We start from the raw sequence: 22,724 nt of genomic DNA on the forward strand, positions 1-22,724 counted from the left end.
TCATGCGCAAGATCAAAGTTTCTGCAGCGCGTCCAAAGGATGCGGCGTGCTCCAGGTCGGGGCAATAACACTATGAAACGGTTCTTGCGAGCCAAAGTCCCAGAAACAGGGCAATAATGGCGCCAACGACGCTGGCCAGCGCATATCCCAACGCCGGCAGCGTCGCTCCGCGCTCCCATAGGGTCGCGAAATCGAGCGAAAAGGCGGAGAAGGTGGTGAAGCCGCCAAGGACGCCGGTGGCGACGAACAGCCGGAGCTCATTGGAACCGCCGCGCCGCATCAGCGCGGCGACGAACAGCCCCATGGCAAAGGAGCCGACGATGTTGATCGCCATCGTCCCCCAGGGGTAGTTGGGGCCGACGAGGCGCAAGGCGCCGATGTTGGTCAGGTGGCGGATGCCGGCGCCGATGCCGCCGCCGACCACAACAAGAAGCAGATTGAACATGCCCGTTTACTGCCCGGCCAAGGCAGTGCGGTCAATCCCTTCAGGCCAACGCCTCAGGTCGTCTCGACCTTCTTTGCCTTGCTCGAGCCGATCATCTTCCAGTTCTTGTAGAACATGGAATTGATGCGCTCGACGGTTACCGAAACGATGGCCAGAAGTCCGGCGATGAAGCCGGGGAACGGCGACGGGCGGATGATGTCCATGAACACGCAGTAGCGGCGTCCGTCATACTCGTTGACCGAGCGGTGCAGCAGCGTGTCGTCGAAAATATAGAGCGGGTTGTCGTGCCAGTAATTCCTCGCGCCGTTGCATTCGACGAAAACCTCTGCCTTCACCGGCAAGAGATTGTAGAGGATGCGCAGGCTGAGCCGCAGCGGTCCGAAATGCCAGGAAGTCGATTCCTTGCCTCTGAAGACAGACACGGCAATGGTCTTGATGTATTTGAAATCCTTGTTGAATTCCGCGACATTGTCGATCCGGTGCTTGCCGTACCACTGATAGACATACATGCCGCGACGACCGGTGCCGAAATTGGCGTCGATATCGGCGATGATCTCGTCCTTGCGCGCCTTGAAGACGTCAAGAACCTCGTTGACCTCGCGCTGATAATCGGCAGGAAACTGCTCCAGCTTCCACACACCCGGGTTGCGGTAGCAAACGAGGTCCACCAGCAGATTGAAGGGCGACAGCAGCCAGGTGAAGATGCCATTGCCGAGGAAATAGCCGCGCAACAGCGACAGATCCTTGCTGGCGTTGCGCAGCACATCGATCAGGCCGCAGACGATCCAGATCGTGGTCAGGATCGGAATGAAATAGAAGCCGAGCGCGAGCAGCGGGACAGCAATCACAGCCTGGCGAAGCGTTTTGCGAAGGGATTTTGTCATTTCTGTTCGCGCGGCGCGCTGTCCCCGTTCCGAATTATCGCCCGTCCTGGCAGCCTCCCGGCCGAGTCATGCGACGTGATAGGGCTTTTTGTCATGCGGTACAATCACACTGCTGTGACTGGCGGGGACAGAATTTCAGTTCATCGCGGGCAGGCCGAGTTCGTCCCGTTTGTCCCGCGCGCCTATTTTTCCCGCTCGCTGCGCAGCTTTGCCCAATAGTCCAGCCGTTTCTTGATATCGCGCTCGAAGCCGCGTTCGGGCGGATCGTAAAAGGTCTGCCGGCCCATCTTTTCGGGGAAATAGTCCTGGCCGGAAAAGGCATCGGGCTGGTCGTGATCGTAGCGGTAGCCGGCGCCGTAATCCTCCTCTTTCATCAGCTTGGTCGGCGCGTTGAGGATGTGCTTGGGCGGCAGCAGCGAACCGAACTCCTTCGCCGCCCGCGTGGCTGCCTTGAAGGCGGTATAGACGGCGTTGGATTTGGGCGCGGTGGCGAGATAGACGGTGGCCTCGGCGAAGGCCAGTTCGCCTTCGGGCGAGCCGAGGTAGTCGTATGCGTCCTTGGCGGCGTTGGCCACGACCAGCGCCTGCGGGTCGGCGAGCCCGATATCCTCCATCGCCATGCGCACCAGCCGGCGGCCGAGATAGAGCGGATCCTCGCCGGCGTCGAACATGCGGGCGAGATAGTAGAGCGCCGCGTCGGGATCGGACCCGCGCACCGATTTGTGCAGCGCCGAGATCAGATTGTAGTGGCCGTCCTGGCCCTTGTCGTAAATCGGCGCGCGGCGCTGGACGATGCGCTGCAACCCTTCGGGATCAAAAACCTCGCCGGGTTTGGCGGCGCGCCAGACTTCCTCGGCCAGCGTCAGCGAGGCCCGGCCGTCACCATCGCTCATGCGGATGAGCATCGCCCGCGCCTCTTCGTCGAGCGGCAGCGCCCTGCCCTCTGTCTCCTCCGCGCGCGTCATCAGCTTGGCGATGCTCTCCTCGCCCAGCGAGTGAAACACCAGTACCCGCGCGCGCGACAGAAGCGCCGCGTTCAGCTCGAACGATGGATTTTCGGTGGTGGCGCCGACCAGAACAACTGTTCCATCCTCCATGACCGGGAGGAAAGAGTCCTGCTGGGCACGGTTGAAGCGATGGATCTCGTCGACGAACAGCAGCGTCTGGCGGCCATTGGGGCGGCGCAGCTTCGCTGCTTCGAACACTTTCTTCAGGTCGGCGACGCCGGAAAACACCGCCGATATCTGCTCGAAAGCAAGACGGGTCTCGCCGGCCAGCAGCCGCGCAACGGTAGTCTTGCCGGTGCCGGGTGGCCCCCAGAAAATCATCGAGCCGAGCGAACCGGAGTTGATGAGCCGCGTCAGTGCGCCGTCGGGGCCGGTCAGATGCTCCTGGCCGACGACCTCGCCAAGGTTTTTCGGGCGCAGCCGATCGGCCAAAGGCCGGCCGGGCGGCGCTCTTTCCGGTTCATCGACGCTGAACAGATCGGCCATCTAGGTCTTCTGGTTGGAGCACGATCCTCAGAAATGGGAAGATCGCCTCAGTAACGCAACACCTGGCGCAGTATCTGCCCGCCGCGCTCGACGGTAAAGCGCCACCAGCGCGTATCCTGCTGGGCAAGCTGCGCCAGTGTCGCCGCCGTATCGACGGTGGTGCCGTTCACCTCGCGCACGATGTCGCCGGGCTGGAAGCCGAAATCGGCAGCCGGCGAATCGCGGTTGATGTCGACCACGGTGACGCCCTTGAGGTCGGTGCGCAGGCCAAGCCGCTGGGCGAGCCTGGGCGACAGTTCCGCGACCTTGGCGCCGGAGAATGGGCTGCGGCCATGCAGCGTCACTTCCGACGCCTTGGCGCCTTCCGGCGCGCGCTCCAGTGCAATCTCCATCGTCGCCTGCTGGCCCTTGCTCAGGATGGCGAAGGTCGCCTTGGTGCCGATCGACAGGGTCGCCATGCGGTAGTCCAGCGCCTCGATGCCTTCGACGGTCGTGCCATTGAGCTGCAGCACGACGTCGCCGGGCTTCAGCCCTGCCTTGGCCGCCGGTCCGGCTTCCTCGACCGACGACACCAGCGCGCCGGTCGGCTTCTCCATGCCAAGCGATTCGGCGATCTGCGGTGTGACCGCTTCGAACTCGGCGCCTATATAGGGCCGCTCGAAGAAATCGAGCCCGGCCTTGGCCGCGTCGGCGAAGGCGCGCACCATGTTGGCCGGGATGGCAAAGCCGATGCCGATCGAGCCGCCGCTGCGGCTGTAGATGGCGGTGTTGATGCCGACCAGCTGGCCGCCCATGTTGATCAGCGCGCCGCCGGAATTGCCGGGATTGATGGCGGCGTCGGTCTGGATGAAGTAGCCCGAATCCGAAACGCCGATATGGCTGCGGGCAAGCGCCGACACGATGCCGCTGGTGGTGGTCTGGCCGACGCCGAACGGATTGCCGATGGCCAGCACCAGGTCGCCGACCTCGAGCGCGTCGGAATCGCCGATGGCGATCACCGGAAAGGGCTTGTCGGAGTTGATCTTGAGCACGGCGAGGTCAAGCGTCTCGTCCTTGAGCATGACCTTCGAGGTGAATTCGCGCCCGTCGGCGGTCGCGACCTTGACCTCGTCGGCATCCTTGATCACGTGGAAATTGGTGACGACGACGCCGCTTGGATCGACCAGCACGCCCGAGCCGAGCGATGATTGCGCGCGCGGCTGCGCGCGGCCGAAGAATTCCTCGAAGAAAGGATCGCCGTCGAAGGGCGACGTGACCTTGGCCGTCTGCGAAGCATAGACATTGACCACCGCCGGCGCCGTCTGCTTGACCAGGGGCGCAAACGACAGCTGTACCTCTTCGCGGCCGAACGGCACGCGCTTGTCGGGACCGGAGGTGCCGTTCTCGCCTTCGACGCCATGCAGGAGGTCGGTCAGCACATCGGAGAGCCCCGGATCGGCTGGCTTGGCGGCGTCCTCGGCCAGAGCCTGCCTGACTGTCGGCGCGGCTGCGAACGCCATCATGGCGAAGAGCAGAACAAGAGACAGTCGGTTGGCGCGCATTCGCGAATCCTCCAAGGCAAGTTCGGGGGCATTGTCCCGACGATTGTGCAGAATGAAAGGCTAATGCACTGAAATGCGGCGATTGTCGTGCAAAAGCACTTGGCCGGCAGGCAAAAAAGCCTGGCGAAGCATGCCCTCGCGACAATGCAAAAAAGGGGCCCGAAGGGCCCCTTGAAGTCATTCCTGAAAAACCGAGCCTTATGCGGCAGCGGCTTCCTCGTCGGTGCCTTCGGCCTCGATGCGGGCGCGGTCGCCGGCGCCCTTGGCCGAGGTGTCGCGATCGACGAACTCGATGACTGCCATGGCGGCATTGTCGCCGTGGCGGAAGCCGGCCTTCATGATGCGCAGATAGCCGCCATTGCGGGTGGCGTAGCGCGGCGCGATCGTGTCGAACAGACGCTTGACGACGCCTTCATTGCCGATCTGGGCAATCACCTGGCGGCGCGCATGGAGGTCGCCGCGCTTGCCGAGCGTCACCAGCTTCTCGACGATCGGACGCAGATCCTTCGCCTTCGGCAGGGTGGTGACGATCTGTTCGTGCTCGAGCAGCGACACGGCGAGGTTGGCGAACATCGACTTGCGATGGCTAATGCTTCGGGCGAAGCGGCGGCCTTTAAAACCGTGGCGCATGGCTCTTTTCCTTCTTCAGTTGTTCAAGAGGCCGTGGCCTCTGATGGTTTTCCGCATGACCGTCGGATCGAGCGGCTCACGCCGCCGATCCTTGGAAATTCATGCTCAATATTGGTCTTCGTAACGCTTGGCGAGGTCTTCGATGTTTTCCGGCGGCCAGTCCGGCACTTCCATGCCGAGGTGCAGGCCCATCGCCGCGAGCACTTCCTTGATCTCGTTCAGCGACTTGCGGCCGAAGTTCGGGGTGCGCAGCATCTCGGCTTCGGTCTTCTGGATGAGATCGCCGATGTAGACGATGTTGTCGTTCTTCAGGCAGTTGGCCGAACGCACCGAAAGCTCGAGTTCGTCGACCTTCTTGAGCAGCGCCGGGTTGAAGGCGAGCTCTGTGACGGCTTCGGTGGCGACTTCCTTCTGCGGCTCGTCGAAATTGACGAACAGGCCAAGCTGGTCCTGCAGGATGCGGGCAGCGAATGCCACCGCGTCCTCGCCCGAGATCGAACCGTCGGTCTCGATGGTCATGGTCAGCTTGTCATAGTCGAGAACCTGGCCCTCGCGGGTATTTTCGACCTTGTAGGAGACCTTCTTGACCGGCGAATACAGGCTGTCGACCGGGATCAGGCCGATCGGCGCGTCTTCGGCGCGGTTGCGGTCGGCCGGCACGTAACCCTTGCCGGTGTCGACGGTGAATTCCATGCGGATTTCAGCGCCCTCGTCCAGCGTGCAGATGACGTGGTCCGGGTTGAGGATCTCGACGTCGCCAACCGTCTGGATGTCGCCAGCCAGAACCGCACCCGGGCCCTGCTTGCGAACGACCATGCGCTTGGGACCATCGCCTTCCATGCGGATGGCGATTTCCTTGATGTTGAGGACGATGTCGGTCACGTCCTCACGCACGCCGGCAATCGACGAGAATTCATGCAGAACGCCGTCGATCTGCACGGCGGTGACAGCCGCACCGCGCAGCGAAGACAAAAGCACGCGGCGCAGCGCGTTGCCGAGCGTCAGGCCGAAGCCGCGCTCGAGCGGCTCGGCGACCAGCGTGGTCAGCGTCTTCTTCTTCGACGAGAACTCGATCTTGTTCGGCTTGATCAGTTCCTGCCAATTTTTCTGGATCATGATGCTTTCCTTCCGTTGACCCGCCACCATCCAATCGTGGCGGGCGACCTGGAGTGCCGTGGAGGAGCGCCTTGAGGCGCTCACGCGGCGTTCGGTAATGTCTTAGACGCGGCGCTTCTTGCGCGGGCGGCAGCCATTGTGCGGGATCGGCGTCACATCACGGATCGAGGTGATGGTGAAGCCGGCAGCCTGCAGGGCGCGAAGCGCCAATTCACGACCGGAGCCGGGTCCGCAGACCTCGACTTCGAGCATGCGCATGCCGTGTTCCTGGGCCTTCTTGGCGACGTCTTCGGCAGCCATCTGGGCGGCAAACGGGGTCGACTTGCGCGAACCCTTGAAGCCCTGGGCACCGGCCGACGACCAGGCAATGGAATTGCCCTGCGCGTCGGTGATGGTGATCATCGTGTTGTTGAAGGTCGAATTGACGTGGGCAACGCCCGACGAGATGTTCTTGCGTTCGCGACGGCGAACACGAGCGGCTTCCTTGGCCATGATAGTCCTTTCAGTTGATCTCTACACCGCCGTAATGCCAGCGGCTCCACCTTTGAAAGCGAGTAGTGAGCAGGGACCAGCGAATAGGGAACCCCTACTCGCTAATAGCCACTCGCTATCGCTCACTTACTTCTTCTTGCCGGCGATCGACTTGGCCGGGCCCTTGCGGGTGCGTGCATTGGTGTGCGTGCGCTGGCCGCGAACCGGCAGCGAACGGCGGTGACGCAGACCGCGGTAGCAGCCAAGGTCCATGAGACGCTTGATGTTCATCGACACTTCGCGGCGCAGGTCGCCTTCGACCTGGTAGTCGCGGTCGATGGTCTCGCGGATCTGCAGCACTTCCGCGTCGGTCAGCTGGTTGACGCGGCGCTCGGCCGGGATGCCGACCTTGTCGACGATCTCCTGGGCGAACTTCTTGCCAATGCCGTGAATGTACTGAAGCGCAATGACGACGCGCTTGTTGGTAGGAATGTTGACGCCGGCTATACGAGCCATATTCTTCTCTGCTCCATATGGGACCGGCCGGCCTTCAAAACAAGGCATGCGCGGCGCTGTTCAAATTACCCCGCGTCCGGTGGAGGCCGGCCCTTGCGGGAGTTCCCTGGTTTCAATGCGGCTGCCTTGCCCTTGCGGACAAGCAAGCCTCATGCCTGATAGGAAGACGGGCCGCCATAACCCAGCGAACCGTTCCAGTCAAGCGCAATCTTTACTTTACCGTAACGGTCTCCCGCGTCACCGCCGCGAGCAGCGCTTCAATCTCCGCCGTCACGGTGTCGACAGGGGCCATGCCGTCGACACTCCTAAGCGAGCGTTTGGCGTAATAATAGCCGATCAGCGGCGCCGTCTTCTTGTAATATTCCCGCAGGCGCTCTTCGAACACCACCGGATTGTCGTCCTTGCGCACCGGCTGTCCGGCGGCCTTGGCGTCGTCGGCGCGCTTGACGATGCGGCCGACCAACGCTTTGTCGTCGACGACGAACTCGATCACGGCATCGAGGCCAATGGCGCGCTCGGCGAGCATCGATTCAACCGCATCAGCCTGCACCAGCGTGCGCGGATATCCGTCGAGGATGAAACCGTTGGTGCAATCGGGCTGGTCGATGCGCTCGGCCACGATGGCGTTGACAATGGCGTCGGAAACCAGCTCGCCGGCATCCATCACCGCCTTGGCGCGCTTGCCGACTTCAGTGCCGGCCTGTACGGCGGCCCGCAGCATGTCGCCCGTCGACAGCTGCGGTATGCCGTATTTTTCTACCAGTCTTTGTGCTTGCGTCCCCTTGCCCGCTCCTGGCGGCCCAAGCAATATCAATCTCATCTGGCCTTCTTCCCCCCGCGCAGCTTCGACTTCTTGATCAGGCCCTCATACTGGTGCGCGATCAGGTGACCCTGGATCTGCGCCACCGTATCGAGGGTTACACTGACCACGATCAGAAGCGATGTGCCACCGAGGTAGAATGGTACGCCAGTCGCCGAAATCAGGAACTCGGGCAGCAGGCACACCAGCACCAGATAGATGGCGCCGACGACGGTGATGCGCGTCAGGACATAGTCGATGTAATCGGCAGTGCGCTCACCCGGACGGTAGCCCGGAATGAAGCCGGAATGCTTCTTGAGCTGGTCGGCGGTGTCCTTCGGATTGAACACGATGGCCGTGTAGAAGAAGGCGAAGAACACGATCATTGCCGCATAGAACAGCATGTAGAGCGGCTGGCCGTGGCCGAGCGAAGCGAGCACGGTGCTTGCCCAGGCCGGCAGGTTTGTCGTCTGCGAGAAGCCGGCGACCGTTGCCGGCAGCAAAAGCAGCGACGACGCGAAGATCGGCGGAATGACGCCCGACGTGTTGAGCTTCAGCGGCAGATGCGAGGTATCGCCCTGGAACATGCGGTTGCCGACCTGGCGCTTCGGATACTGGATCAGCAGGCGGCGCTGCGCGCGCTCGAAGAACACGATCAGCGCGATGACGATTATGGCCAGCACGATGATCGCGAGTATCAGCCCGGTCGATAGAGCGCCGGTGCGGCCGAGCTCCAGCGTGCCGGAGATGGCGCGCGGCAGGCCGGCGACGATGCCGGAGAAAATGATCAGCGAAATGCCGTTGCCGATGCCGCGGGCGGTGATCTGCTCGCCCAGCCACATCAGGAACATGGTGCCGCCAACCAGCGTGACGACGGTCGAGATGCGGAAGAACATGCCGGGATCGTTGACGATGCCGTTGCCTCCTTCCAGGCCCACCGAAATGCCGTAGGCCTGCACCAGCGCCAGGAGTACCGTGCCGTAGCGCGTGTACTGGTTGATGACCTTGCGGCCCTGCTCTCCTTCCTTTTTCAGCGCTTCCAGCGACGGAATGACCGAGGTCATCAGCTGCATGATGATGGAGGCTGAGATGTAAGGCATGATGCCGAGCGCGAAGATCGCCATGCGCTGCACGGCGCCGCCGGCGAACATGTTGAACATGCCGAGCACGCCCTTGGCCTGCGAAGAGAAGGCCTGCGCGAATGCATCCGGATTGATGCCGGGCAGCGGGATATAGGTGCCGAGGCGATAGACGAGCAGCGCGCCGACGGTGAACCAGATTCGCTTCTTCAGGTCCTCCGCCTTGGCGAAAGCCGCAAAATTCAGATTCGAGGCTAGTTGTTCAGCAGCCGAAGCCATGCCTGATTCTCCGCTAGAGCATGATGCCGAAAAGTGTGAAGCGGTTTTCGGACAACGTCATACGCTACTTCTTTGATTTGTACGTCACGCTCGATGCCCGCAGCTCAGGCGGCGCGTGGCACCGAAGCTCACGAGATAAGCTCCGGGCTCTAAACATGCAAGCGGCCGCGTTGACGCGGCCGCCTAATTGATCGGATCAAAGCGCAATCGTGAACAAAAACGGATACCGTTCCTGCCGACCGCGCTTCAAATTGCTGTTACTCCGCTGCCGCTTCCGGCAGCTTGACCGAACCGCCGGCCTTTTCGATCTTCTCGATCGCGGCCTTGGAGGCGCCGGCGACGTCGAAGGCAAGCTTTGCCTTGAGCTCGCCGTCCGAGAGGATGCGCACGCCGTCCTTGACGCGGCGGATGACGCCGGCGGCAACGAGTGCCTCGGCCGTCACGGTCGCCTTGGCGTCGAGCTTCTTGGCATCGAGCGCCGTCTGGATACGAGCCAGCGACACGACGACAAAGCTCTTGGCGAAGATGTTATTGAAGCCACGCTTCGGCAGGCGCCGATAGAGCGGCATCTGGCCGCCCTCGAAGCCGTTGATGGCAACGCCGGAGCGCGCCTTCTGGCCCTTGACGCCGCGACCGCCGGTCTTGCCCGAGCCGGAGCCTATGCCACGGCCGAGACGCTTCTTGGAGTGCGTCGCGCCGTCCTTGTCACGCAGATCGTTGAGTTTCATCTGGGTTCTCCTGCGCTTTTGCTCAGCCCTCGTCCACGACGCGGACGAGATGCTGGACGGCAGCGATCATGCCGCGCACCGAGGGAGTGTCCTCCAGCGTGCGCTGCTTGTGCATCTTGTTGAGGCCGAGGCCGACCAGCGTTGCGCGCTGTTCCTTCGGGCGGCGGATCGGCGAACCGATCTGCTCAACGGTGATGGTCTTGGTTGCTTTCTTGGCCATGGTCAAAATCCCTGGTCAGATCGACTATTCTTCAGCCGCAACGGCGGTGCCGCGGCGGGCCTGAAGGGTCGAATATTTGATGCCGCGCGCAGCAGCCACATCCTTGGGATGCATCTGGCTCTTCAGCGCGTCGAATGTGGCACGAACCATGTTGTAGGGGTTCGACGAACCCATCGACTTGGCGACCACGTCATGCATGCCGAGCGTCTCGAAGACAGCGCGCATCGGGCCGCCGGCGATGATGCCGGTACCCTGCTTGGCAGCGCGCAGCAGCACGCGTCCGGCGCCCCAGCGTCCTTCGACGTCGTGGTGCAGCGTGCGGCCCGAGCGCAGCGGCACGAAAATCATGTCGCGCTTGGCCGACTCGGTTGCCTTGCGGATCGCTTCCGGCACTTCGCGCGCCTTGCCGTGACCGAAGCCGACACGGCCCTTCTGGTCGCCGACGACGACGAGTGCTGCAAAACCGAAGCGACGGCCGCCCTTGACGACCTTGGCGACGCGGTTGATGTGGACGAGCTTGTCCACCATGCCGTCATCGCGTTCTTCACGATCGCGGCCGCGGCCGCCATCCCTACGTTCCTGTGCCATATCCTGTTCCTTGTTCTTTTCCGGAAGCACGGTTGCTGATAAGATCCGGTGCGCCTCTTTGGGTCACCGGGGGCGAATTATTTTTCCTTGCATGATCTTGACCGAAAAGTCTGCAACTTTTTGCTGCGCTGACCTTCGGTTCGGGATCAGGCAATTAGAAGCTCAGACCGCCTTCACGGGCAGCCTCGGCCAGCGCCTTGACGCGGCCGTGATAGATATAGGCGCCGCGGTCGAAGACGACTTCCTTAACGCCGGCCTTCGAAGCGCGCTCGGCGATCAGCTTGCCAACAGCGGCTGCTGCCTCGGTGTCGGCGCCGGTCTTGAGCGAACCCTTGAGGTCCTTCTCGAGTGTCGATGCAGCCGCGATGGTATGGCCCTTGGCGTCGTCGATGACCTGCACGTAGATGTTCTTCGACGTGCGGTGAACCGAGAGACGCGGACGTTCGCCGGCGACCTTTTTGATCTGGCGGCGGACGCGCTGCGCGCGGCGCTGGATGGATTCCTTGGTAGCCATGATAGTCTTCCTTGCCTTCAAAAAACGGGGGCCGCCATGTGCGGTAGGCGAAAGCGCCTCCCGCGACTGCTCCCCGCGGCGTTGCACTTCTTTGGCCTGGCCTTTTCCGAAGAGTCTGCAACTTTTCGGGGCCAGGCCTACTACTTCTTCTTGCCTTCCTTGCGGACGATCTTCTCGCCGGCATAGCGGACACCCTTGCCCTTGTAGGGCTCGGGACCGCGATACTCGCGGATCTCGGCTGCAACCTGGCCGACCTGCTGCTTGTCGATGCCGGTCACGGTGATTTCCGTCGGCTTCGGCACAGTGATCGTGATGCCGGCCGGCGTCTCGTAAACGACGTCGTGGCTGAAGCCAAGCGCCAGCTGCAGGTTCTTGCCCTGGAGTGCCGCGCGATAGCCGACGCCGGTAATCTCGAGCTTCTTCTCGAAACCGTCCTTGACGCCCTGCAGGATGTTGACGATCTGCGTGCGCGACATGCCCCACTTGGAGCGGGCGGCCTTGGTCTGGTCGCGCGGCTGGACAGCGATTTCGCTGCCTTCCATCTTGACCAGCACTTCGTCGTTCACCACGAACTTCAGCTCGCCCTTGGGGCCCTTCGCCGTCACGGTCTGGCCGTTGACGGTCGCGGTCACGCCCTGCGGCAGCGAAACGGGTTTCTTTCCAATACGAGACATTTGGTTGTCCTCGTCACTTCTCTTGTTTCAGGTCTGCCGAATTAGAAAATCTGGCAGAGGATTTCGCCGCCGACATTCTGTTCGCGTGCTTCGTGATCGGCCATCACGCCCTTCGGCGTCGAAAGGATGGCGATGCCGAGGCCGTTGGCGACGTGCGGGATCGACTTGGCCGAGACGTAAACGCGGCGGCCAGGCTTCGAGACGCGGGCGATTTCGCGCACGACCGGAGCACCGTCGAAATACTTCAGCTCGATTTCGATTTCGGACTTGCCGTTGTCGAAGTCGGTCTGGCTGTAGTCGCGGATATAGCCTTCAGCCTTCAGCACGTCGAGGACGCGGGTACGCAGGCGCGAGGCCGGCGTCGAAACGCTCGACTTCTTGCGGCCATACGCGTTGCGGATGCGGGTCAGCATATCGCCGAGAGGATCGCTCAATGACATGTTATGTCCTCCTTACCAGCTCGACTTGACCAGGCCCGGGATCTGGCCATTATTGCCGAGATCACGAAGCGCGATGCGCGATACTTTGAGCTTGCGATAATAGGCGCGCGGACGGCCGGTAACTTCGCAGCGGTTGCGGATGCGGATCTTGGCCGAGTTGCGCGGCAGGGCAGCAAGCTTCAGCTGAGCGCGGAAACGCTCTTCCATCGGCTTGGACTGGTCCATGATGATCGCCTTGAGCGCTGCGCGCTTGGGACCGTACTGGTCGGCAAGCTTGCGGCGCCTATTGTTCTTCTCGACTGAGCTGGTCTTTGCCATTTCAGATTTTTCCTTTTCTCGCTGCCGTTACTGGCGGAAGGGGAAGTTGAAGGCCTTGAGCAATGCCCTGGCTTCGTCGTCCGTCTTCGCAGTCGTACAAACGATGACGTCCATGCCCCAGATCTGATCAACCTTGTCGTAGTTGATCTCCGGGAACACGATGTGTTCCTTGATGCCCATGGCGTAGTTGCCACGGCCATCGAAGCTCTTCGGATTCAGTCCGCGAAAGTCGCGGACGCGCGGCAATGCGATGTTCACGAGACGGTCGAGGAACTCGTACATGCGTTCCTTGCGCAGCGTGACCTTGGCGCCGATCGGCATCTTCTCGCGGACCTTGAAGCCGGCGATCGAATTACGGGCGCGGGTGACGACGGCCTTCTGGCCGGCGATCATCGCCAGGTCTTCGGCCGCGATCGAAGGCTTCTTCGAATCCGCGGTCGCTTCGCCGACGCCCATGTTCAGCACGATCTTGTCGATCCGCGGAACCTGCATCTCGTTCTCGTAGCCGAACTGCTCCTGCAGCGCCTTGCGGATGGTCTCGTTGTAGACCTGCTTGAGGCGCGGCGTGTTCTGGGCCTTGGACTGTTTGCTTTCAGCCTTGGGCTTCGTGGTTTGAGCCTTAGCCATTGATGACTTCTCCCGAGCGCTTGGCGACGCGCACCTTCTTGCCGTCCTTCTGGAAGATGAAGCCGACGCGGGTCGGCTTGCCATCCTTGGGGTCGGCGAGCGCGATGTTCGACAGCTGGATCGGCGCTTCCTTGGTGATGATCCCGCCCTCTTGGGACTGGGACTGCTTCTGGTGACGACGGATCATGTTGACGCCGCGCACCAGCGCGGTGTCTTCCTTCGGCTGAACCGAGAGGACTTCGCCCGAACGGCCCTTGTCCTTGCCGGCCAGCACGACGACCTTGTCGCCTTTTCTAATCTTTTGCATTGGTCCGGCTCCTTACAGCACTTCAGGCGCGAGCGAGATGATCTTCATGTGGTTCTTGGCGCGGAGTTCGCGCGGAACCGGTCCGAAGATACGCGTGCCGATCGGCTCTTTCTTGTTGTCGACGAGAACGGCCGCGTTCTTGTCGAAACGGATCACGCTGCCGTCCGGGCGGCGGATGTCCTTGGCCGTGCGAACCACGACCGCCTTCATCACATCGCCCTTCTTAACGCGGCCGCGCGGAATGGCTTCCTTGATCGACACCACGATGATGTCGCCTACGGAAGCGTATTTCCGCTTCGAGCCGCCCAGCACCTTGATGCACATGACACGACGGGCGCCGGAATTATCCGCGACGTCGAGGTTTGTTTGCATCTGAATCATGACTGGCCGCCTTCTTCTCTTCTAACGGGACGGGCTCAAAGCCCCTCCCCGGTCTGTCCAAAATTCGGTTTGTTACGCCTGGTCCGAAGACACGACGATCCAGCGCTTGTCCTTGGAAATCGGCTTCGATTCCTGGATGAACACCTGATCGCCGACCTTGTGGGCGTTGTTCTCGTCGTGCGCCTTGTACTTCTTGGTCATGCGCACGGTCTTCTTCATCACGGGATGCGTGAAGCGCCGTTCGACCTTGACGACTACCGTCTTCTCGTTCTTGTCGCTGACGACAGTGCCCTGCAGAATGCGCTTTGGCATGATTTTCGTCCTTAAGCCTTCTTGGCCGCGGACTTTTCCGCAGCGATGGTCTTGATACGCGCAATGTCCTTGCGAACCTGCCGCACGCGCGCGGTCTTCTCGAGCTGGCCGGTGGCCTTCTGGAAGCGCAGGTTGAACTGCTCCTTCTTCAGGCTGGCCAGATCGTCGGTCAGCTGGTCCTGGGTCTTCGTCCGGATGTCTTCGGCTTTCATGATCAGCCCGTCCTTATTCTGCGATGCGCTGTACGAAGCGCGTCCTGACCGAGAGCTTGGCCGCGCCGAGACGCAGCGCCTCACGGGCGGTTTCTTCGTTGACGCCGTCGATCTCGAACATGATGCGGCCCGGCTTGACGCGCGCCGCCCAGTAATCGACAGCGCCCTTGCCCTTGCCCATGCGCACTTCGGTCGGCTTCGACGTCACCGGCACATCAGGGAAAATACGGATCCACACGCGGCCGGCACGCTTCATCTCACGAGTGATCGCGCGGCGGGCCGCCTCGATCTCACGCGCGGTGACGCGGTTCGGCTCCAGCGCCTTCAGCCCGAAACCACCGAAATCCAGGTTGGTGCCGCCCTTTGCGGTACCATGGATACGGCCCTTGAACTGCTTGCGGAACTTTGTGCGCTTTGGCTGCAGCATCGTTCTAACTCCAAATTCCTAAATAATCAGGCGTTTTCGCGACGACGACCGCGTTCGCGATCGCCACCACCGCCATGCGCAGCATCACCCTCGGTCGCGCGACGCTCCGAAGCCATCGGATCGTGCTCGAGGATTTCGCCCTTGAACACCCAGACCTTGACGCCGCAGATGCCGTAAGCCGTATGCGCTTCGGCCGTGCCATAGTCGACATCGGCGCGCAGCGTATGCAGCGGCACGCGGCCTTCGCGGTACCATTCCATGCGTGCAATCTCGGCGCCGCCGAGACGGCCGGCGCAGTTGATGCGGATGCCTTCGGCGCCCAGGCGCATGGCCGACTGAACGGCGCGCTTCATGGCGCGGCGGAACGCGATACGACGCTCGAGCTGCTGGGCGATCGACTGGGCGACCAGGGTCGCGTCGATTTCCGGCTTGCGCACTTCAACGATGTTCAAGTGCGTCTCGGACTTCGTCATCTCCATCAGCTTCTTGCGAAGCTTCTCGATGTCGGCGCCCTTCTTGCCGATGATCAGACCCGGACGCGCCGCATGGATGGTGACGCGGCACTTCTTGTGCGGACGCTCGATCACGACCTTGGAGATCGCAGCCTGCTTGAGTTCCTTCTCAAGATACTTGCGGATCTTGATGTCCTCATGCAGCAGCTTGCCGTACTCGCCGGTGTTCGCGAACCAGCGCGAATCCCAGGTGCGGTTGATGCCGAGGCGCAGACCGATCGGATTGACTTTCTGACCCATTATGCGGCCTCCCCTTTTTCTTCGACTTCACGAACGACGATCGTGAGGTGCGAGAACGGCTTCTCGATACGGCTGGCGCGACCGCGGCCACGAGCATGGAACCGCTTCATGACGATCGACTTGCCGACATAGGCTTCCGCCACGATCAGCGCATCGACGTCGAGGTCGTGGTTGTTTTCCGCGTTGGCGATCGCCGATTCCAGCGTCTTCTTGACCGTGCCGGAAATCCGCTTGGCCGAGAATTCGAGGTCGGAAAGCGCTGTCGCGACCTTCTTGCCGCGGATCAGCGCGGCAACCAGGTTCAGCTTCTGCGGGCTGATACGGATCGTGCGCAGAACGGCGCGCGCTTCGTTGTCAGCAAGCCTGCGCGGAGCTTTGGCCTTGCCCATGATTATTTCCTCTTCGCCTTCTTATCCGCGCCGTGACCGTAATAGGTCCGGGTCGGAGCGAATTCACCGAACTTGTGACCGACCATGTCCTCGTTCACCGAGACGGGAACATGCTTCTGGCCGTTATAGACACCGAAGGTGAAGCCGACGAACTGCGGCAGGATGGTGGAGCGACGGCTCCACATCTTGATCACCTCATTGCGACCACCTTCACGAACCTTGTCCACCTTCTTGAGAAGGTAGCCGTCGATGAAGGGGCCTTTCCAAATAGAACGAGTCACTTGGCGTTACCTCTTCTTAGCTCTTGCGCTGATGGCGCGAGCGCAGGATGAACTTGTCGGTCGCCTTGTTGGACCGCGTCTTCTTGCCCTTGGTCGGCTTGCCCCACGGGCTGACCGGATGACGGCCACCGGAGGTGCGGCCTTCACCACCGCCATGCGGATGGTCGACCGGGTTCATGGTCACGCCGCGATTGTGCGGGCGCTTGCCGCGCCAGACCGTGCGGCCGGCCTTGCCGTCGTTGATGTTGCCGTGGTCGGGGTTCGACACGGCGCCGACGGTGGCCATGCAGGAGCCGTGAACGACACGCTGCTCGCCCGAGTTGAGGCGCAGGATCGCCATGCCCTGATCGCGACCGACCAGCTGTCCGTAGCCACCCGCCGAGCGGGCAACCTGGGCGCCCTTGCCCGGCTTCAGCTCGATGTTGTGGACGATCGTGCCGACCGGCATCGAGGCCAGCGGCATCGCATTGCCCGGCTTCACGTCGACCGATTCGCCGGCCACGATCTTGTCGCCGGCGGCAAGGCGCTGCGGAGCGATGATGTAGGACAGCTCGCCATCGTCATACTTGATCAGCGCGATGAAGGCGGTGCGGTTCGGATCGTATTCAATGCGCTCGACCGTGCCGACGACGTCGAACTTGCGGCGCTTGAAGTCGATGATGCGGTACGAACGCTTGTGACCGCCGCCGATGAAGCGGGCCGTGATGCGGCCGTGATTGTTGCGGCCGCCCGACTTCGTCAGGCCTTCGGTCAGGCCCTTGACGGGCTTGCCCTTGTAGAGGCCCGAGCGGTCGACGATGACCAGCTGGCGGGTGCTCGGCGTTACCGGGTTGAATTTTTTAAGTGCCATGTTTGTTGTCCTCGCGGCCTAGCTCAGAGACCCGTCGCGACGTCGATCGACTGGCCGTCGGCCAGTGTCACAATCGCCTTCTTGACGTCGCTCTGGCGGCCGATCGTGCCGCGGAAGCGCTTGATCTTGCCCTTGCGGACAAGCGTGTTCACGGCCGTAACCTTGACGCCAAACAGCGCTTCGACAGCGGCCTTGATTTCCGGCTTCGACGCCTTCTTGGCGACGTTGAAAACAACCTGGTTGTTCTCGGAAGCCATGGTCGACTTTTCGGTGATCGCCGGCGAGACGATCACGTCGTAATGACGGAGGTCGGTCATTTAAAGCGCTCCTCGAGAGCCTCGACGGCGGCCTTCGAAAGGACCAGCGTGCCGCGGCGCAGAATGTCGTAGACGTTGATGCCCTGGATGGGCAGCACGTCGATGTTCGGGATGTTGGTCGCCGCCAGCTTGAAGTTCTGGTCAAGCTCGGCACCGCCGATCACCAAGGCGTTGGTCAGGCCCAGCGTCGCGAAATTCGCGATCAGCGCCTTCGTCTTGGCCTCGGTCAGCTTCAGCTCGTCGATGATGATGATCGACGCGCTCTTGGCCTTGGCCGAGAGAGCATGCCGCAAGCCCAGAGCGCGCACCTTCTTCGGCAGATCGTGCTCGTGGCTGCGAACGACCGGGCCGTGGGCCTTGCCGCCGCCGCGGAACTGCGGAGCGCGTGCCGAATGGTGACGGGCGCGGCCCGTACCCTTCTGCTTGTACATCTTGGCGCCGGTGCGCGCGATTTCGGCGCGGCCCTTGGCCTTGTGCGTGCCCTGCTGGCGCTTGGCCAGCTGCCAGCGCACGACGCGCTGCAGGATGTCCTCGCGCGGATCAAGGCCGAAAATCTCCTCGGAGAGTTTCACCTTGCCGGCGTCCTTGCCGCCAAGCGTTGTGATCTTGAGATCCATTATTCTGCTCCCTCTGCGGCCGGAGCCTCGTTCGTGGCAGCGCTCGCTGCAGCAACCGGGCGGATCGCGGCAGGCTTCGGCGCATTGGCCGGCAGTGCCACCTTGGCCGCATCGCGGACCAGGATCCAGGCGCCCTTCGATCCGGGAACCGCACCGCGGATCAGGATCAGGCCGCGATCGGCGTCGGTCGAAACGATCTCGACATTCTGTGTGGTGACTCGGGTGTCGCCCATGTGGCCAGCCATATGCTTGCCCTTGAACACTTTGCCCGGATCCTGACGCTGGCCGGTCGAACCGTGCGTACGGTGCGAAACCGAGTTACCGTGCGTCGCGCGGCCACCACCCATGTGGTGGCGCTTGATGACGCCCTGGAAACCCTTGCCGATCGTCGTGCCCGTCACATCGACCTTCTGGCCGGCGACGAAGTGCTCGACGGTGATCTCGGCGCCGACATCGATCATGTTGTCGGCGGAGACGCGGAACTCGGCGACCTTCGCCTTCGGCTCGACGGAAGCGGTCGCGAAATGGCCGCGCATCGCCTTCGACGTGTTCTTTACCTTGGCAAGGCCAACGCCGAGCTGGACGGCCGTATAGCCGTTCTTCTCCTGCGTGCGCTGAGCCACGACCTGGCAGTTCTCCATCTGGAGAACAGTGACGGGAACATGTTCCCCGGCATCATTATAGATGCGGGTCATTCCCACCTTCTTTGCAATCACACCTGAACGCATCGGTTCAATTCCTTTAGAGTTCCGGGCCAGGGGCACCGCCCCTTACCGCGCTCTCATTCCCTTAGAGCTTGATCTCGACGTCGACACCGGCGGCCAGATCGAGCTTCATCAAAGCATCGACCGTCTGCGGGGTCGGATCGACGATGTCGAGCAGACGCTTGTGCGTGCGCATCTCGAACTGCTCGCGGCTCTTCTTGTCGACGTGAGGCGACCGGTTGACCGTGAACTTTTCGATCCGCGTCGGCAGCGGAATGGGGCCGCGGACGTTTGCTCCGGTGCGCTTGGCCGTCGACACGATTTCTTTCGTCGAGGCGTCGAGCACGCGGTGATCAAACGCCTTCAGGCGGATGCGGATATTCTGTCCGTTCATGCGTCACTTCCTTGTTCTGGCGCGGCGCGGGCAAATCCTGCGCCCGCGACAGATCGGTTTAAGTCCAAATTACTCTTTGATGGTGACGACGATGCCGGCACCGACGGTGCGGCCGCCTTCACGGATGGCGAAGCGCAGCTTCTCTTCCATGGCGATCGGCACGATCAGCTCGACATCGACCGTGATGTTGTCGCCGGGCATAACCATCTCCGTGCCTTCCGGCAGCGACACGATGCCGGTCACGTCGGTCGTGCGGAAGTAGAACTGCGGACGGTAGTTGGTGAAGAACGGCGTGTGACGGCCACCTTCGTCCTTGGTCAGGATGTAGGCTTCGGCCACGAACTTCTTGTGCGGCTTCACCGTACCGGGCTTGGCCAGAACCTGGCCGCGCTCGACGCCTTCACGATCAACGCCGCGCAGCAGCGCGCCGATGTTGTCGCCGGCCTGGCCCTGATCGAGCAGCTTGCGGAACATCTCGACGCCCGTGCAGGTCGTCTTGGTCGTCGGGCGGATGCCGATGATTTCCAGTTCCTCGCCGACCTTGACGATGCCGCGCTCGACGCGGCCGGTGACGACCGTGCCACGGCCCGAGATCGAGAACACGTCTTCGATCGGCATCAGGAACGGCTTGTCCAGCGGACGAACCGGCGTCGGGATATAGGCATCGACCGCAGCCATCAGCTCGCGGATCGCGTCTTCGCCGATGGTCTTGTTGGAATCTTCAAGAGCAGCCAGCGCCGAACCCTTGACGATCGGAATGTCGTCGCCGGGGAACTCGTTCTTCGACAGAAGCTCGCGAACCTCGAGCTCGACCAATTCGAGCAGCTCGGCATCGTCGACCTGGTCGACCTTGTTCAGGAACACCACGATCGACGGCACGCCGACCTGACGGGCAAGCAGGATGTGCTCGCGGGTCTGCGGCATCGGGCCGTCGGCGGCCGACACCACCAGGATCGCGCCGTCCATCTGCGCGGCGCCGGTGATCATGTTCTTCACATAGTCGGCGTGGCCGGGGCAGTCGACATGGGCGTAGTGGCGCGCAGCCGTCTCGTATTCGACGTGCGCCGTCGAAATCGTGATGCCGCGGGCCTTCTCTTCGGGCGCCGCATCGATCTGGTCGTAGCGCTTGTATTCGCCAAAATACTTCGTGATCGCCGCCGTCAGCGACGTCTTGCCATGATCGACGTGGCCAATCGTGCCAATGTTCACATGAGGCTTGTTACGCTCGAATTTACCTTTTGCCATGTGATGTCTCCAATCTGCTCGCCCGTACGGGCCTTGAATTAAGTTACCGATGCAACCCGTTCAGGTTACGCGTATTTCTTCTGGACTTCCTGGGCGACCGCGGTCGGCACAGGCTCATAGTGATCGAACTGCATCGTGTAGGCCGCGCGGCCCTGGCTCATCGAGCGCAGGTTGTCGACGTACTTGAACATGTTGGCCAGCGGCACCATCGCGTTGATGACGACAGCCACGCCACGCGCTTCCTGGCCCTGGATTTGGCCGCGACGGCCGTTCAGGTCGCCGATGACGCTGCCGACATAGTCTTCCGGCGTCACGACTTCGACCTTCATGATCGGCTCGAGCAGCTGCACGCCAAGCTTGGGTGCGGCTTCACGGAAGCAGGCGCGGCCGGCGATTTCGAAGGCCAGAACGCTGGAGTCCACATCGTGGTAAGCGCCGTCGATAAGCGTCGCCTTGACGCCGATCATCGGGAAGCCCGCGAACGGACCCGACGACATGACGCTGTTGATGCCCTTTTCGACACCCGGGATGTATTCCTTGGGAACCGCACCGCCGACAATCTTGGTCTCGAACTCGAACTCCGAGCTTTCCGGGTTCGGTTCGAACACGATCTTGACGCGGGCGAACTGACCGGTACCGCCGGTCTGCTTCTTGTGGGTGTAGTCCTGCTCGTGCCTGCGGGTGATCGTCTCGCGGTAAGCCACCTGCGGCGCGCCGACATTGGCCTCGACCTTGAACTCGCGGCGCATGCGGTCGACGATGATGTCGAGGTGAAGCTCGCCCATGCCCGAAATGATGGTCTGGCCGCTTTCCTCGTCGGTCTTGACGCGGAAGGACGGATCCTCGGCGGCCAGGCGGTGAAGGGCGAGGCCCATCTTTTCCTGGTCGTTCTTGGTCTTCGGCTCGATGGCGATCTGGATGACCGGATCGGGGAATTCCATGCGCTCGAGGATGACCGGGTGCAGCGGATCGCTGAGCGTGTCGCCGGTGGTCGTGTCCTTGAGGCCAGCCAGAGCGACGATGTCGCCGGCAAAGGCTTCTTCGACGTCGGCGCGCGAATTCGCATGCATCTGCAGCATGCGGCCGATGCGCTCTTTCTTGCCCTTGACGGTGTTATCGACCGAGATGCCCTTGGTCAGCTTGCCCGAATAGATGCGGGCAAAGGTCAGCGAACCGACGAACGGGTCGTTCATGATCTTGAAGGCCAGCATCGACAGCGGCTCGTTGTCGTCGGCATGACGCTCGATCTCGGCGTCGGTCTTGGCGTCGACGCCCTTGATGGCGGGAACATCGGCCGGCGACGGCAGATATTCGACGACGGCGTCGAGCAGCGGCTGCACGCCCTTGTTCTTGAAGGCCGAGCCACAGAACATCGGGTAGAACTTGACCGCGATGGTGCCCTTGCGGATCAGGGCGCGGATCTCGTCATTCGACGGCATCTTGCCTTCGAGGTAATTCTCGAGGGCCGTCTCGTCCATTTCGACGGCGGCTTCGATCATCTTCTCGCGGTATTCTTCGGCCCGGGCCTGAAGGTCGGCCGGGATCTCGACGACGTCCCAGGCAGCGCCCAGCGTCTCGTCGCGCCAGACCAGCGCGTTCATCTCGACGAGATCGACGACACCCTTGAACTCGGTCTCAGCGCCGATCGGCAGTTGCATGACGACGGCATGCGCACCAAGACGCGAGCCGATCATCTCGACCGAGCGGTAGAAGTCGGCGCCGATCTTGTCCATCTTGTTGCAGAAGATCATCCGCGGAACTTTATACTTGTCGGCCTGGCGCCAGACGGTTTCCGTCTGCGGCTCGACACCGGCATTGGCATCGAGCAGCGCAATGGCGCCGTCGAGCACGCGCAGCGAACGCTCGACCTCGATGGTGAAGTCGACGTGCCCGGGAGTGTCGATGATGTTGAAGCGGTACATCTTGCCGCTGCGACCCTTCCAGAAGGTCGTGGTGGCGGCGGACGTGATGGTGATGCCGCGCTCCTGCTCCTGCTCCATCCAATCCATGGTGGCAGCGCCGTCGTGGACTTCGCCGATCTTGTGCGACTTGCCCGTGTAATAGAGGACGCGCTCGGTGGTCGTCGTCTTGCCGGCGTCAATATGCGCCATGATACCGAAATTGCGGTAGTCTTCGATTTTGTATTCGCGGGCCATCGTGGATGCCTTCTCAGT

General features: G+C 62.1%; 33 protein-coding genes. All 33 read right to left on the reverse strand.

Annotation, left to right across the window (positions count from 1 at the left end; translation table 11 throughout):
* Positions 1-70: 70 nt before the first annotated feature.
* Complete coding sequence (gene crcB, locus AC3EML_RS21300) at positions 71-445, reverse strand: fluoride efflux transporter CrcB (protein WP_023698806.1); 375 nt, start codon at positions 443-445, stop codon at positions 71-73.
* Between the two features lie 53 nt (positions 446-498).
* The gene (locus AC3EML_RS21305; protein WP_023682594.1) at positions 499-1,329 is read right to left on the reverse strand and encodes an aspartyl/asparaginyl beta-hydroxylase domain-containing protein; all 831 of its coding nucleotides are present in this window, start codon (positions 1,327-1,329) and stop codon (positions 499-501) included.
* Between the two features lie 182 nt (positions 1,330-1,511).
* Entirely contained in the window at positions 1,512-2,822 is a 1,311-nt protein-coding gene (locus AC3EML_RS21310) for a replication-associated recombination protein A (protein ID WP_352520392.1), read from the reverse strand.
* 47 nt (positions 2,823-2,869) lie between these two features.
* A complete protein-coding gene (locus AC3EML_RS21315) occupies positions 2,870-4,363 on the reverse strand; it encodes a DegQ family serine endoprotease (RefSeq protein ID WP_023672765.1) in 1,494 nt (497 codons plus the stop codon).
* 198 nt (positions 4,364-4,561) lie between these two features.
* Positions 4,562-4,993: a 50S ribosomal protein L17 gene (gene rplQ, locus AC3EML_RS21320; protein WP_023682598.1), complete on the reverse strand. Its 432-nt coding sequence runs from the start codon at positions 4,991-4,993 to the stop codon at positions 4,562-4,564.
* A 105-nt stretch (positions 4,994-5,098) separates the two neighbouring features.
* Positions 5,099-6,109 carry a DNA-directed RNA polymerase subunit alpha gene (locus AC3EML_RS21325; protein WP_023682599.1) on the reverse strand — a complete coding sequence of 337 codons (1,011 nt, stop codon included), beginning with the start codon at positions 6,107-6,109 and terminating at the stop codon, positions 5,099-5,101.
* Positions 6,110-6,211: 102 nt separating this feature from the next.
* The gene (gene rpsK, locus AC3EML_RS21330; protein ID WP_488494674.1) at positions 6,212-6,601 is read right to left on the reverse strand and encodes a 30S ribosomal protein S11; all 390 of its coding nucleotides are present in this window, start codon (positions 6,599-6,601) and stop codon (positions 6,212-6,214) included.
* A gap of 126 nt (positions 6,602-6,727) precedes the next feature.
* Entirely contained in the window at positions 6,728-7,096 is a 369-nt protein-coding gene (gene rpsM / locus AC3EML_RS21335) for a 30S ribosomal protein S13 (protein WP_006205445.1), read from the reverse strand.
* A gap of 211 nt (positions 7,097-7,307) precedes the next feature.
* Positions 7,308-7,916: an adenylate kinase gene (locus AC3EML_RS21340; RefSeq protein WP_352520393.1), complete on the reverse strand. Its 609-nt coding sequence runs from the start codon at positions 7,914-7,916 to the stop codon at positions 7,308-7,310.
* Complete coding sequence (secY, locus tag AC3EML_RS21345; RefSeq protein WP_023672761.1) at positions 7,913-9,253, reverse strand: preprotein translocase subunit SecY; 1,341 nt, start codon at positions 9,251-9,253, stop codon at positions 7,913-7,915. The genes AC3EML_RS21340 and secY overlap by 4 nt, the downstream gene beginning before the upstream one ends.
* 257 nt (positions 9,254-9,510) lie before the next feature.
* The gene (gene rplO / locus AC3EML_RS21350; RefSeq protein WP_023672760.1) at positions 9,511-9,981 is read right to left on the reverse strand and encodes a 50S ribosomal protein L15; all 471 of its coding nucleotides are present in this window, start codon (positions 9,979-9,981) and stop codon (positions 9,511-9,513) included.
* Positions 9,982-10,003: 22 nt separating this feature from the next.
* Complete coding sequence (gene rpmD / locus AC3EML_RS21355; protein WP_006205449.1) at positions 10,004-10,201, reverse strand: 50S ribosomal protein L30; 198 nt, start codon at positions 10,199-10,201, stop codon at positions 10,004-10,006.
* A gap of 24 nt (positions 10,202-10,225) precedes the next feature.
* A complete protein-coding gene (gene rpsE / locus AC3EML_RS21360) occupies positions 10,226-10,789 on the reverse strand; it encodes a 30S ribosomal protein S5 (protein WP_006333394.1) in 564 nt (187 codons plus the stop codon).
* 154 nt (positions 10,790-10,943) lie between these two features.
* Positions 10,944-11,303 carry a 50S ribosomal protein L18 gene (gene rplR, locus AC3EML_RS21365; protein ID WP_023682602.1) on the reverse strand — a complete coding sequence of 120 codons (360 nt, stop codon included), beginning with the start codon at positions 11,301-11,303 and terminating at the stop codon, positions 10,944-10,946.
* 140 nt (positions 11,304-11,443) lie between these two features.
* The gene (rplF, locus tag AC3EML_RS21370; RefSeq protein ID WP_023688413.1) at positions 11,444-11,977 is read right to left on the reverse strand and encodes a 50S ribosomal protein L6; all 534 of its coding nucleotides are present in this window, start codon (positions 11,975-11,977) and stop codon (positions 11,444-11,446) included.
* A gap of 41 nt (positions 11,978-12,018) precedes the next feature.
* Positions 12,019-12,417 carry a 30S ribosomal protein S8 gene (gene rpsH / locus AC3EML_RS21375; protein WP_006205453.1) on the reverse strand — a complete coding sequence of 133 codons (399 nt, stop codon included), beginning with the start codon at positions 12,415-12,417 and terminating at the stop codon, positions 12,019-12,021.
* Positions 12,418-12,429: 12 nt separating this feature from the next.
* Positions 12,430-12,735 (reverse strand): 30S ribosomal protein S14, encoded by a 306-nt coding sequence (gene rpsN / locus AC3EML_RS21380; protein ID WP_010909282.1) that lies wholly within the window; start codon positions 12,733-12,735, stop codon positions 12,430-12,432.
* Between the two features lie 27 nt (positions 12,736-12,762).
* Complete coding sequence (rplE, locus tag AC3EML_RS21385) at positions 12,763-13,362, reverse strand: 50S ribosomal protein L5 (RefSeq protein ID WP_023672755.1); 600 nt, start codon at positions 13,360-13,362, stop codon at positions 12,763-12,765.
* Complete coding sequence (gene rplX / locus AC3EML_RS21390; RefSeq protein WP_013531428.1) at positions 13,355-13,669, reverse strand: 50S ribosomal protein L24; 315 nt, start codon at positions 13,667-13,669, stop codon at positions 13,355-13,357. Before rplX ends, rplE begins: the two co-directional genes overlap by 8 nt.
* A 12-nt stretch (positions 13,670-13,681) precedes the next feature.
* The gene (rplN, locus tag AC3EML_RS21395; protein ID WP_006205457.1) at positions 13,682-14,050 is read right to left on the reverse strand and encodes a 50S ribosomal protein L14; all 369 of its coding nucleotides are present in this window, start codon (positions 14,048-14,050) and stop codon (positions 13,682-13,684) included.
* A 72-nt stretch (positions 14,051-14,122) separates the two neighbouring features.
* Complete coding sequence (gene rpsQ, locus AC3EML_RS21400; protein WP_010909280.1) at positions 14,123-14,362, reverse strand: 30S ribosomal protein S17; 240 nt, start codon at positions 14,360-14,362, stop codon at positions 14,123-14,125.
* A gap of 11 nt (positions 14,363-14,373) precedes the next feature.
* On the reverse strand, positions 14,374-14,574 hold the full coding sequence (gene rpmC / locus AC3EML_RS21405) for a 50S ribosomal protein L29 (RefSeq protein WP_006205459.1): 201 nt from the start codon (positions 14,572-14,574) through the stop codon (positions 14,374-14,376).
* A 13-nt stretch (positions 14,575-14,587) separates the two neighbouring features.
* Positions 14,588-15,001 carry a 50S ribosomal protein L16 gene (gene rplP / locus AC3EML_RS21410; protein ID WP_006205460.1) on the reverse strand — a complete coding sequence of 138 codons (414 nt, stop codon included), beginning with the start codon at positions 14,999-15,001 and terminating at the stop codon, positions 14,588-14,590.
* Between the two features lie 26 nt (positions 15,002-15,027).
* Positions 15,028-15,753, reverse strand: coding sequence for a 30S ribosomal protein S3 (gene rpsC, locus AC3EML_RS21415; protein ID WP_023672753.1), 726 nt, complete (start codon positions 15,751-15,753; stop codon positions 15,028-15,030).
* Positions 15,753-16,142: a 50S ribosomal protein L22 gene (gene rplV, locus AC3EML_RS21420; protein WP_006205462.1), complete on the reverse strand. Its 390-nt coding sequence runs from the start codon at positions 16,140-16,142 to the stop codon at positions 15,753-15,755. The genes rpsC and rplV overlap by 1 nt, the downstream gene beginning before the upstream one ends.
* A gap of 2 nt (positions 16,143-16,144) precedes the next feature.
* Positions 16,145-16,423, reverse strand: a complete 279-nt coding sequence (gene rpsS, locus AC3EML_RS21425) for a 30S ribosomal protein S19 (RefSeq protein ID WP_006205463.1) — start codon at positions 16,421-16,423, stop codon at positions 16,145-16,147.
* A 16-nt stretch (positions 16,424-16,439) separates the two neighbouring features.
* Positions 16,440-17,273 carry a 50S ribosomal protein L2 gene (gene rplB / locus AC3EML_RS21430; protein ID WP_023706515.1) on the reverse strand — a complete coding sequence of 278 codons (834 nt, stop codon included), beginning with the start codon at positions 17,271-17,273 and terminating at the stop codon, positions 16,440-16,442.
* A 23-nt stretch (positions 17,274-17,296) separates the two neighbouring features.
* Positions 17,297-17,590 carry a 50S ribosomal protein L23 gene (locus tag AC3EML_RS21435; RefSeq protein ID WP_023672751.1) on the reverse strand — a complete coding sequence of 98 codons (294 nt, stop codon included), beginning with the start codon at positions 17,588-17,590 and terminating at the stop codon, positions 17,297-17,299.
* On the reverse strand, positions 17,587-18,207 hold the full coding sequence (gene rplD / locus AC3EML_RS21440; protein ID WP_023672750.1) for a 50S ribosomal protein L4: 621 nt from the start codon (positions 18,205-18,207) through the stop codon (positions 17,587-17,589). The genes AC3EML_RS21435 and rplD overlap by 4 nt, the downstream gene beginning before the upstream one ends.
* A complete protein-coding gene (gene rplC / locus AC3EML_RS21445; RefSeq protein ID WP_023691244.1) occupies positions 18,207-18,935 on the reverse strand; it encodes a 50S ribosomal protein L3 in 729 nt (242 codons plus the stop codon). The genes rplD and rplC overlap by 1 nt, the downstream gene beginning before the upstream one ends.
* Positions 18,936-18,996: 61 nt before the next feature.
* Positions 18,997-19,305 carry a 30S ribosomal protein S10 gene (gene rpsJ / locus AC3EML_RS21450; protein WP_010909272.1) on the reverse strand — a complete coding sequence of 103 codons (309 nt, stop codon included), beginning with the start codon at positions 19,303-19,305 and terminating at the stop codon, positions 18,997-18,999.
* A gap of 69 nt (positions 19,306-19,374) precedes the next feature.
* Complete coding sequence (gene tuf / locus AC3EML_RS21455; protein ID WP_023723394.1) at positions 19,375-20,550, reverse strand: elongation factor Tu; 1,176 nt, start codon at positions 20,548-20,550, stop codon at positions 19,375-19,377.
* Between the two features lie 65 nt (positions 20,551-20,615).
* Positions 20,616-22,706, reverse strand: a complete 2,091-nt coding sequence (gene fusA, locus AC3EML_RS21460) for an elongation factor G (RefSeq protein ID WP_023667430.1) — start codon at positions 22,704-22,706, stop codon at positions 20,616-20,618.
* Between the last annotated feature and the right edge of the window lie 18 nt (positions 22,707-22,724).

Source organism: Mesorhizobium sp. P170090, assembly GCF_057786115.1.